This is a genomic window from uncultured Maribacter sp., assembly GCF_947500985.1.
In the GTDB taxonomy this organism is placed as follows: domain Bacteria; phylum Bacteroidota; class Bacteroidia; order Flavobacteriales; family Flavobacteriaceae; genus Maribacter.
In genome coordinates, this window is the sequence record NZ_CANMTX010000001.1 from 408388 (window position 1) to 420407 (window position 12020).

A 12020-nucleotide genomic window follows, 5' to 3' on the forward strand; every position below is an offset into this window, starting at 1 on the left:
AATTAGCCGAGTATTATTATAAAATTGGAATCATATTACAAAGTAAACTCCTACACTAATAATAGATGTAATAGATTAGTAGAAGAGTGGTCCCTAAACAAATCAGTTTGGTTAAATGCCAGAGGAGAAATATCAAATGCTCTGATTTCGTATCATAAAGGAATATAATGGGTGGTAGAATTAACGGAGATAAATTACACAGCCATAAAGACACACCCACTCAATAATGCAACACTGTTTTACGAAACACAAATAATAATAAACTAATTACAAGCACATTAGAATTTATACCGATGATGGCATTAACGACAATGCAGATGATGATAACAATTAAGGAATGTTGGTATCTGAAAACGATGTTCCCAATCCTTAAAAAAGAATAAATTCTTTCATCAATTTGTTTTTATTCATGAACAACTCAATTTTGTATAAGGTTAAAATTTAGTTAATTGGATGCAAAAAAACGTTCTCAGCCTATAAAAAAAAGTAATTTGTAATACACTAAATTCAACTACATGAAAAAATTACTTTTCGCAGGTATCTTTGCTATCGCTTTGATAACCATATCTGCTACCACCATTGAAAAAAATAATGAAGATCTCACAAAAGACTTTGTTACTGGTGATCTTGAAATAGGTTCTATTAATCAATTAAGCTTTGGTCCCCAGGGTATTTTATTTATTGGAGACTCTAAAAATGCTGCCATATATGCCCTTGATACTAAAGATACTGAACAAACTATTTCTGCAAAAGGGATTAATATAGCTGATTTTGATGATAAAATTGCTTCTGCTTTGGGTACTACTAAAGAAAATATCAAAATTACCGATATGGCCGTTAACCCTGTTTCAAAAACAGCTTATTTTTCGGTAACCACAACAGAAGGTACTCCAGTACTTCTAAAACTAAATGGAGAAACTTTAGAGAATGTATCATTAAAAAATGCTAGCTATTCTAAAGTCGCTTTAAGCAATCCGGTTAGTGAAGATTTTAAAGATAAAAGAGGTCGTTCACAACGCAACTGGGCTATTGCCGATCTAAAATATCATGATGGTAATCTTATGGTTACCGGATTGTCTAATCAAGAATTCAGTTCTACTTTTAGAAGTATTCCTTTTCCGTTTACCGGAAAACAAGATTATGCATCGTTAGAAATATGGCATGCCGCACATGGTAAGTTTGAAACTTATGCCCCTATAAAGACATTCGATTTTATAACAATAGAAGATAAAGAATACCTTATGGCAAGTTATACTTGTACCCCTTTAGTGTTATTTCCTATGGAAGACTTAAAAGGAGGGAAGCACCTAAAAGGAAGAACAGTAGCAGAACTTGGCGCAGGAAACTCACCAATGGATATGTTGTCGTACCAAAAAGATGGAAAAACGTATTTTCTAATGTCTAACACCAATCGCTCTGTTATGCGTTTTGATTATGATGCCATTGCAGATTTTAAGGAATCTTACACAAAACCAACTAAGGTCAATAATTATGGGGCTATGGGCGTACCGTATATATCTTTACCAATGGTAAATGTATTGCAGTTAGATAATCTAGATGCGGAAAATGTAGTTTACCTACAACGTACAGCTAATGGAAGTTTAGTATTGCGCAGCCGACCAACAAAAAGAGTATAATGCCTTTACATAAAAACACAAAAAAGATCAAGTTTCTCTTGGTCTTTTTTTATGGACTTCTTTTAACCAACTGTGGCAAAAAAGAAGATATTACAGACTTTAAAATCCATTATAATAAGGAGCGTGCAACGGCTATTTCTTTTGATTCAAGCGAAGACACTAATGTCTATGACATTTTTGTAAAAGGAGTTTCTACAACACCCATGCTAGGTACGTTTACACAAGATCAAGGCAAAATTGTATTTGAACCTGTTATTCCATTTTCAAATGGTGGTTTCTATGAACTTAAAAAAGAAGCTCATACTATACTTGAGTTTGAAATTGAAGCAAAGAAAACTAAAGCTCCGGCCTTGCTTAGTATTTATCCAAGCAACGACAGCGTACCTGAAAATTTATTGAAAATATATTTTGTTTTTTCTCAGCCTATGCAAGCTGTTGGTAAAATGACCGATTACATTACCGTCTACAATAAAACCGATGGTAAAGATGCTACCGTTTTTTTGGAGTTGGAAAATGAACTTTGGAACGCCAAGCATACACAACTGACCTTATGGTTAGATCCAGGGCGTATTAAACGAGATTTAATTCCAAATAAAGAAAAAGGATTGCCTTTGCAGGAAGGCAAGGAATATGAGATAAGTATTTCAGATGAATTGAAAGGGGCAAACGGAATGACCTTATCAACAATTTACACAAAAACGCTATCGGTTATCTCTAGAGATACTCAAAAACCTAGTAGTAAAAACTGGGAGATCAATCCTCCTAAATCAGCAACCAAAGATGCCTTGACCATTAATTTCAATGAAGCTTTAGATGCGATTTTATTAAAAGAAAGCTTTCTAATAAAAGGATCTAACAATGAAATAGTAACCGGAAATTATAACATAGGTAGCAACGAAAATCAATTGATTTTTAAGCCCGATACGATTTGGAAAATAGGTAATTATAAAATTAAAGTAGATCCTATTTTAGAGGATTTAGCAGGTAATAATTTAAAGCATTTATTTGATCAAAATATATCCTTAAAAACAACTGACAAAAAAACTGTTAATGAACAGACGATGACTTTTAGTATTGAATAAGCGTAATACTAAAAAGATAAAAATGTCTAACAAAATTAACATGTTTTGTTTTCATAGACCCATTCTTACCAATAACCCAATATGTAGTATTTCTATTTAGTTACAATGTGATTCTAAGCTTAGAAAACTTTTACAAAAATTCAATTTCGATTAGAACAACTAAAACGATTACCAATTAAAGCAAAGTAGTGCTATTCATGTGAAAAGGGTATATTTATAACTTAGATTATTGAATAGTTTTAATTGAATATCGATTTGAAAAAATTTCTATTTTTTACCTTCTTGGGTTTGGTTTTTGTAGCCTGTGAAAATGATGATGTCTCTTCTTCTGAAATGGAGGATTTTGTTAGTATTGATGAACTGGTCATAGATTTACAAACGGAGGTAAATCCTTCTGGTTATGCACCATTATCGGCTACGGTATCTTTAAAAACAGAAGTACCCGTTTCGGTAAGTTTACGTGTTATTGGAAAAAATGGAGAAGATTCTGATGTGATCGTAGATTTTCCCGAAATTGGAAATACGCTAGAAATTCCCGTTCATGGTTTGTATCCAGATTATGAAAATGAGGTCGAACTAAGCTTTCGTGACAGCAACAATATAGTATTGAGTTCTCAAGTAGTTCGTATTACAACACCTTCCTTAATTTCTGCCATGCCCCAAATTGAGATCAATACGGCAAACAGAAGCCAAATGGCAGCAGGTATGACCATGGTCAACTATTATGGTTACGATACCGAAATACATCCTTTTAGACCGTTTATTTTTGATTCTTATGGTGATATTAGGTGGTATTTAGACTATAAAGAACATCCTTTCTTAAATAATTTACATTTTGATAATGGACCACATCGCTTGGCAAACGGTAATTTTTATTTCGGAAATAACGAACCAGATGCCATCTATGAGGTAGACCTTTTTGGTACTATCGTAAATACGTGGACGATGCCCGGTTTTAGTTTTCATCATGAAGTGCTTGAAAAACCCAATGGAAACTTTATTGTATTGGTAGATAAACAAGGTGCAAATACCATAGAAGATTATATTATTGAGATAGACCGGTCTTCTAATCAAATTATAACTATTTGGGACCTTAATGAATCTTTAGATAACTCTAGAACAACATTAACGACCAACAGTGAAGATTGGATTCATGTAAACGCTGTCAGCTATGATGCTAATGATGATACTATAGTAATTTCTGGGCGTACACAGGGCGTTGTAAAATTAAACAATGCCAATGAAGTGGTTTGGATATTGGCACCACATGTAGGCTGGCAAACCGCAGGAAACGGTGCAGACCTTAGCTCTTTTTTATTACAGCCCCTAGATGCTACAGGAACCGCTATTACCAGTACTTCTGTACTTGACGGCTCTGAAAACCACCCTGATTTTGAATGGAACTGGTACCAACATGCCACTAAGGTATTAGCAGATGGCTCTCTTATTCTTTTTGACAACGGTGACAATAGAAATTTTACGGGCACGGGACCGTATAGCAGGGCCGTACATTATCAGATAGATGAAACTAACGGTACCGTGCAACAAGTATGGGAATATGGTAAGGAACGTGGCGAAGAAACCTATTCTAGAATTGTGTCAGACGTAGATTATTTAGCAGCTAGCGATCATATACTTTTTTCTCCTGGAGCCATTCTTACGGGTGCCCAGCCTTTTGGAAAAAGTATAGAAATAGACATGGCTAGCAGCGTCGTTTTGTTTGAAGCGACCATTATACCACCAAGGCCGTTCGCAAATCAAATTACATTTCATAGAACAGAACGTTTGTTATTATATCCTGATCTTTAAATTTGTTAGTTAGGTGATGTTTTACTTAAGCATCATCGAAGTTTTTAAATCAATTGTTACATATCTAATTAAAATACCGATGTCTACTACAACTTACTCATTTGATGAAATCATAAACAGAGATGGTACAAACGCAATGTCTCGTACTGGCTATAGAGGCTATCTCTTTGATCCAAATGAAGATTTAAGTGGCAAGTATGCCGAAGAGGATTTTATACCTATGTGGGTGGCAGATATGGAATTTGCCATAGCTCCGGTGATTATCGATGCCTTAAAAGCGCGACTAGAACATCCATTGTTGGGATATTCTATGGTTGCAGATCCTGCCTATCATTTGGCTTTCCAGAAATGGTGTCAAGATCGGTATAATTGGACCTTTAATGAACAGCACCTCGTGCACGCAAAAGGTGTAATACCTGCGCTGTACAGCTTAATTGGTCAAATTTGTAAACCAGATGATCAGGTACTTATCGTTACGCCGTCATATGCCTTTTTTAAACATGCTGCCGATTATAATGGTATTGAATTGGTATGTTCTGAATTGAAAGAGGAGAAAGGCAAATTCGTTATGGATATGGACGATATTAGAACAAAAGCCGCCAATGAGAAATGCGTATTGGGTATCTTCTGTAATCCTCATAACCCTACTGGTAGGGTTTGGTCTAGCGATGAGTTACAAGAACTGGGCGAGATTTGCTTAGCGAACGGACTAACGATTATATCAGATGAAATTCATTGCGATTTGGTTAGAGACGATCAGTCGTTTACGCCTATGGCAAAACTATTTCCAGATACTGACCGTATTATTACCTGTATGGCGCCCAGTAAAACATTTAATCTAGCCGGTAATTTATTTGCCAATATTATTATTCCGAACGATGCTATTCGAGAGCACTATGTTGAAAACTATTTACCCGTAGAAAACCCCTTGAGTATTGTTGCGGCAGAAACAGCCTATACACAAGGTCATGCCTGGTTGGCAGATTTAACCGCTTACCTAGATGCTAATTTTCAGTACCTAAAAGAACAGCTAGAACTGCACTTGCCAGAAACAGATTTTGTAATACCAGAAGCTACCTATTTGGCTTGGGTAAATGTTGGTCATTACTTTAAGTCCGATGAAAACCTAACCTTATTCTTTGCACGTAATGCCGGTGTTTTATTGGAAGGCGGAAATATGTTCGTTGCCAATGCCGACGGATACATACGCTTAAACCTTGCTTGCCCCAGAGCAAGATTAGAAGAAGGCCTCCGTCGTGTAATCGCTGCTATATTAGAACAATAGGGTAGGGCACCGTTATGATCAAATGAAGTGTTTTAGGTAGCTGCAGGGAGCGCAACTTATTTTTTACTCAATATATTAAAAGGGGAGAAGTCTATAAATTCGGTATTCACTTTATGGTGGTGTACCGTTCTTACCCATTGCTTGGTTTCAAAAGTCCAGAATCTACCGGTTTCGCCAGATTTGTAAAAATCATCGGCAGAATTTTGATCAAATTCTAATGCCGCAGTACCAGAAAGCTGTAACGTTTCTCCTTTCTCAAAATTTACGAAAAGCAACGCTGCTTTAGGGTTTTCATAGATGTTGCCTAAAGTACTGAACATACTATTGCCCAAGTAATCAGGTACACGTAACTGCCCATTTTCTAGTATTTCTATAAACCCAGGATCACCGCCTCGGTGCGATGCTTCTATATTTCCTTTTTTAGTCTGTGTACTTATAAAAAAAGTATGTGCCGTGCTGATCCATTTCTTTTCAGATTCACCTAAACTACTGCCTTTTTCAAAGCTTGTTTTTAATGTATCTTTTGTTTTGGCGGGTACTTCTATTTCTTCTCGTTGTATGTGTTTTGGACAACTGGGGTAACCCATTTTTATTGCAACACTAATTTCATTGTCCGTTTTTGTAGCTTCTCCCCATGCTCTATAACGTGCCCTTCTTGCTGCTTCATGAAACAGGAGTCCAACCGTTGGTTTTGTTACAATGTTGGTAAAGAAAATATCGTCTGTAGTACTGGTAACCTTGGTAAGGTCGAATTTTATTTCTTCTACGGATGGGATAGCAATAAAACCACGTTCACCCACTAATAACGATAACCAAATAGCTCCATTAGCATCTTCACTACCAGCAAAAGCCAATACCTGATGTTCTATAAAAGCGATAGATCTTGGATGAAGAGATGCTGCAAGCATGGGTATTCTTTGTTTTGCAATGTCTTCTTCACCTGCTATTTTTTGTATAGCTAATTGCCCATCATGGAAAATAGAATTCATAGGTTTCGTCTAATTGTGGTTGTGATAAGTACCTGGGTGTTTAGACGTGGTTTGGGTTGTAAACTTTCTTGTGAATTGGCTATATATTCTAAAGGATTAAAACTCTAAGACAAGAGGAGTTTACAAGATTATTTTGGTCGAATACGGAAACCCGTAACAGATAACCGTGATAACTCTCTAACTTTAATTCTTAGATATTAAAATCAACAACAATGATAAAAATAGAAGCGATTAAACCTGGTCCTAAACCAAAAAAAGAAGATGGTACTCCTGATAAAAGAAGAAGAGTAACACCCGATAACAAACCGAAACACCCTAAACTAAAACCTCATAAGCATAAGCCGAACGATTAAAGAAAACTTACCTTTTTCGTTTGTAATTCTACTTATTAGTGGCTAACAAATACGTAAATCTATTAATTAAAAATATAGTGGAAATGGTAAATTATTGAATTACGGAAAATCATAAAATATTACCTTTTAAAAAAAAATATATTCGTAATCCTTAAATTATAAACTAAAATGTATCTAGATACTCTTAAACTTTGGAACTTCAGAAAATATTCAACGTCTGACGGAGCAAAAACTATTTCAAAATCTAATCAAGGATTATCTGTAGAATTTAATGATTCATTGAATGTATTAATTGGCGAAAATGACTCAGGAAAAACAGCTATAATTGATTCTATTAAGTATATTTTACGAACTAAAAGCTTAGACACTTTTTGGCTTGAGGATAGAGACTTTTATGATGAAGGCAAAGGAGTACGTAGAGAAGAACTAAGAATAGAATGTATTTTTAAAGATTTTACGCCTGAAGAGGCTGGAAGTTTTATAGAATGGATTGGGTATGATGCCAAAAAAAAAATTGAACTAAAAATTTGGTTAACTGCAGTAAGAAAAAATCAGGCTATCTATACTACTGTCAAAGCAGGCCATGATGATGAAGGAAAACAACTTGACGGAGAAGCTCGGGAAAATTTAAAAGCTATTTATCTCAAACCTTTACGTGATGCTCTTGCCGAACTGACGCCTGGATATAGATCGAGATTAGCTCAAATACTAAAAGGTCATTCAATTTTTAAAGATAAGAAGGATTCGGACGGAAATAGAATTGAACATAAATTAGAAGAGAAAGTAAAAATTGCTAATGCCCAAGTTTCAGGTTATTTCGATATTAACAAAAATGAAAATGATGTAAATTTTGAAGGAAAAAAAATAACCAAAGAGATTAAAGAGTATTTAGATGCTTTTTCTTTTGATAATGTAATCAATAATCCGGAATTTTTCATGTCAAAGGGTGAGCTAAGCGAGATACTTAAAAACTTAAGTCTTGTCATTGAGTCAAATAAATCAGGATTAGGTTCGCTTAATAAACTCTATATGGCAGCTGAATTTTTATTACTTAATCAAGCGAATGACAGAGGATTGAAACTGGCTTTGATTGAGGAGATAGAGGCACATATTCATCCTCAAGCCCAATTGCAAGTTATTGAAGCTCTACAAAATAAAAAAACATACGATGGTCAACTAATCTTAACAACTCACAGTACTACGCTAACATCAAAAGTCAAATTAGAACACCTCATACTTTGCAGAGATAATAATGTTTTTCCTTTGGGAAAGGGAAAAACAATGTTGGAAGAAGGTGATTACAATTTTTTAGAACGTTTTCTAGATGATACAAAAGCTAATTTATTTTTCGCAAGAGGTTTAATTTTTGTTGAAGGTGATTCTGAAAATCTTTTAATACCTGCAATAGCTGAAATAATAGATCGCCCATTATATAAATTTGGTGTTTCAATTGTAAATGTTGGAAGTATTGCTTTTTTAAGATATTCAAAAATATTTGAACGAAAAGACGGTAAAATACTAAACCTTCCAGTATCTATAGTCACTGATTTAGATGTTCCTTCTATTGAATATTACAATGATGATGATGTTACAATGAAATTAGTTTTCTATTTAGACGATTCTAATATTAAGGATTTTGAAGATTTGTCAAGCGATGTATTGTTTAATGAAATGAAAGGTATTTACACATCTATTAACAATTTTTTTCAAGCTATAAATACAAATAAAGTTATCAAGAGATTTCCAAATGGTGTTAAAAGGAAGATAGAGGAAACAATTAGAAATTTCACTAAAGAAATTGACAAAGTAGATATAGATGAGCTTAAAAACAAAACACATAATGCAAAAACCAAAAAATATACAACGCAGAATATACAAGGGAACATCTCATCCAATTGGACATTAGAATATGACATAGCTCTTTCTGAAATTAGAGAGGTTTTGCATATATCTATTCTTGAAGCAAATATGCTTCAACAGGATAATAAACTTAGTCTTGACCAAATAGATGAAATAGAAATCCAAAAACAATCTGAAGATTATTTTGAAACAAATAAATTAAAATCACGAGAACAGGTCGCCTATGATATTTTTAAACCTTTAAATGATAAGGAAGTTTCCAAGGCTATTGTTGCACAAAGACTCTCTTACAATTTACTAAAAGGAGATTATAAAGATAAAATACTTAATTCCCCTGAGTTAGCATATTTAAGAGAAGCTATTTATCATGTAACAAAATCTGCCTAATGGAAATAGTTAACCAAGAAATAGAAAATGCGGCTTTTGCTTTATTAAATGATAAGAATGCATTTTATGATGGCGATATATTGGACAAAAAAGGAGAGAGAATTGATGTTATAAAATCATTTGAAAATGTAAATATAGTTGCCTGCCCTGGAAGTGGAAAAACTACCACGTTATTGGCCAAACTAATGATTTTGTCAAATAAAATGCCTTTTGATGACGGAAGAGGTATTTGTGTATTCACACATACAAATGTGGCAATTGATAAGATTAAGAAAGAACTAGGAACAAAAAGTGACATCTTATTCTCTTATCCAAATTTTTTTGGCACTATTCAATCCTTTGTCAATAAATATTTAGCAATACCTAGCTATATCAATAAAAACGGTTTTCGACCAAATATTGATAATAATTCATATTATGAGGCTGTTAAAAGAAGTTATGAAAAAGGTGGCGCTATTTCTAGACATAAAATGTGGATTCTTGGACAAATAAATTCAAGATATAGCAACCTAGAACCATATGTTTTTCTTGGTAATATGCGATTCAAATTTGATGATTTTAATATAATATCTAAGGGAAATATTTTCGGAAATGCTTTTGAAGTCGACACGACTAAAGACCATTATCAAAATATTAAAGCTTTTAAAGAAATGATATATAATTATGGTTATCTACCTTATGACGAGGCATATACAGAGGCCTACGACTACCTTAACCGTAATCCATCAATTATCGAAGCTATTGGCAAGCGATTTAAGTATGTGTTTGTTGATGAAATGCAAGATTCTGGAGCACATCAAATAGAAATTTTAGAAAAGTTATTTAAAAACAAGATAAACATTGTATATCAATGTTTTGGTGATGCAAATCAAGCGTTATATAATGATGGTAGAGATGAGGGTGTTTGGGCACCAAAGCAAGAAAATTCAATCTATATTTCTAATACCAAAAGATTTTCTGATAATATATGTAATGTTATAAATACTCTAAGAATCAATTTCCATAATGAGCTGCCAAAAATCACATCGACTTCAATAAACGAATCGAAAACCCCGCATTTAATTGTATTTAAACATTCTAATGTAAAAAAAGTAATTGAAAAATTTGCTGATATCATAGCTAAGGAGGAAGTTAAACAAGAGAATGGATTTTATGCAATTGGAAGAATTTCAAAGGTGCCTGGAAAGGGTCAAAACTCTATTAAAGCATATTTCCCGGAGTTTGAGAGAAGCATTAAAAAGGAAAATAAAAACTATCAGGACTTAGAATCATATTTTGTTCTAAACCATAATTTATCTATAAAAAAAAGAGCAACTGCTATAATAAATTCAATGACAATGTTATTAGAATTAAATAATAAAAGAAACCCTAAAACAAAAAGAAAGTTTACGAAACGGACTTTTTTGAACTTTATAAAAAATATAGATGAATCTGAATATTTTAAGTTAAACTCAAATATTATAAAGTGGATTAAACTCTATGATTCAGGTTTAGAAATCGGAGAATTAAAAAAGAATTTAATACCTGAATACCTATTATTATTCAGAACAATTTGGAATTTAGAACTAGACGAAAATTTTGACTTTTTCACTGATAAAGCAGCAGAAATAAAAACTGACATACCGGAAGATTTAAACATAATTAAATTTCAAAAAAAAAATAGTCAAGGCCAAGAGAGAACAATACCAATTTCAGTTAACACAGTAAATGGGGAAAAGGGAAAAACACATTCCGCAACGCTATACTTAGAAACATTTATTCGAACCTATGATGTCCAAAAAGTTATAAGTTATTTAGCTGGTGATATAATTAAAGTTAAAAAGAAAGGAACAAACATTGGTCAAATCGTAGATAATTCAATTATAGCACCACTAAAATATACATTTGTTGGTGCTTCAAGACCTAAAAATTTATTGTGCGTTGCTGTAAGAAATGAAGTAATAACTCCAGAATTAAAAATTAAATTAGCTTCTAATGGTTGGGTAATTAATGATGAACTTTGTTAATTATGCTTTGCTTCTTTAAAACCCTTCATGAATTTTCAGATAAGGAAATTAAAGAATTTATTTAGCTGAATCTAGAAGTTACCCAAGCGACTTCAATTGGGTTTATATACTAAATTTTATTTTTATAAAAAGTAATAAGTTTTATCATAATTAAAGAAATATGAAGTTAGTTGTAAACATTAAAAGACTCAACAAGGATTATTCTCAAGATTATGCTGACCAATATCATTTTGGTGAAGAGAGTAATAACAATATGAAAAGTCATTGGGGTTATACATACAGTGTTGAAAATGTAAACGAAATTTTAACTAAGGAAGATTCCGTTTATAACAAAACTGGAAAGTTAGAAAATGGCAAAAAAGTGTCAATAGATTTTAAAGAAATGTTCGTTATAGAAGCTTATTCTAATGACGAATTGTTAGCGGATTGGGCGGTATCAATGAAATTAATAGATGATACTCATAAAGTTTTTAAAAGAAAAAGAGGCATAACCTATTTTTATATTTATATAAATGATAGAGAAGACTTCGAACGTACAACGGATAGACTTTTTTGCTTAAATGAAAGTTTACCGAAGGAGTTGTTTAAAAAACAATAATTAGGCTATTAGGT

The 12020-nt window shown here is 33.0% G+C and carries 9 protein-coding genes; 8 read left to right on the forward strand and 1 reads right to left on the reverse strand.

Going from position 1 to position 12020, the window contains the following annotated elements:
• Positions 1-515: 515 nt before the first annotated feature.
• The 4 genes from Q0871_RS01835 to Q0871_RS01850 all read left to right on the forward strand — a co-directional run bounded on the left by Q0871_RS01835 (position 516) and on the right by Q0871_RS01850 (position 5813).
• Complete coding sequence (locus tag Q0871_RS01835; protein ID WP_299317256.1) at positions 516-1637, forward strand: hypothetical protein; 1122 nt, start codon at positions 516-518, stop codon at positions 1635-1637.
• Entirely contained in the window at positions 1637-2719 is a 1083-nt protein-coding gene (locus tag Q0871_RS01840; protein ID WP_299317257.1) for an Ig-like domain-containing protein, read from the forward strand. The genes Q0871_RS01835 and Q0871_RS01840 overlap by 1 nt, the downstream gene beginning before the upstream one ends.
• Before the next feature lie 255 nt (positions 2720-2974).
• Entirely contained in the window at positions 2975-4528 is a 1554-nt protein-coding gene (locus tag Q0871_RS01845; protein ID WP_299317258.1) for an aryl-sulfate sulfotransferase, read from the forward strand.
• Between the two features lie 79 nt (positions 4529-4607).
• Complete coding sequence (locus tag Q0871_RS01850; protein ID WP_299317259.1) at positions 4608-5813, forward strand: MalY/PatB family protein; 1206 nt, start codon at positions 4608-4610, stop codon at positions 5811-5813.
• A 56-nt stretch (positions 5814-5869) separates the two neighbouring features.
• Here the strand turns inward: Q0871_RS01850 and Q0871_RS01855 are convergent, their stop codons facing one another.
• On the reverse strand, positions 5870-6802 hold the full coding sequence (locus tag Q0871_RS01855) for a pyridoxamine 5'-phosphate oxidase family protein (protein ID WP_299317260.1): 933 nt from the start codon (positions 6800-6802) through the stop codon (positions 5870-5872).
• Between the two features lie 212 nt (positions 6803-7014).
• On the opposite strand from Q0871_RS01855, the gene Q0871_RS01860 reads away from it, so the two are divergent.
• From Q0871_RS01860 to Q0871_RS01875, 4 genes are all read left to right on the forward strand, one after another.
• Positions 7015-7155: a hypothetical protein gene (locus Q0871_RS01860; protein WP_299317261.1), complete on the forward strand. Its 141-nt coding sequence runs from the start codon at positions 7015-7017 to the stop codon at positions 7153-7155.
• A gap of 168 nt (positions 7156-7323) precedes the next feature.
• Positions 7324-9402 carry an AAA family ATPase gene (locus Q0871_RS01865; protein ID WP_299317262.1) on the forward strand — a complete coding sequence of 693 codons (2079 nt, stop codon included), beginning with the start codon at positions 7324-7326 and terminating at the stop codon, positions 9400-9402.
• Positions 9402-11408: a UvrD-helicase domain-containing protein gene (locus tag Q0871_RS01870; RefSeq protein WP_299317263.1), complete on the forward strand. Its 2007-nt coding sequence runs from the start codon at positions 9402-9404 to the stop codon at positions 11406-11408. The genes Q0871_RS01865 and Q0871_RS01870 overlap by 1 nt, the downstream gene beginning before the upstream one ends.
• Positions 11409-11568: 160 nt before the next feature.
• Positions 11569-12006 carry a hypothetical protein gene (locus tag Q0871_RS01875; RefSeq protein WP_299317264.1) on the forward strand — a complete coding sequence of 146 codons (438 nt, stop codon included), beginning with the start codon at positions 11569-11571 and terminating at the stop codon, positions 12004-12006.
• Positions 12007-12020 lie beyond the last annotated feature (14 nt).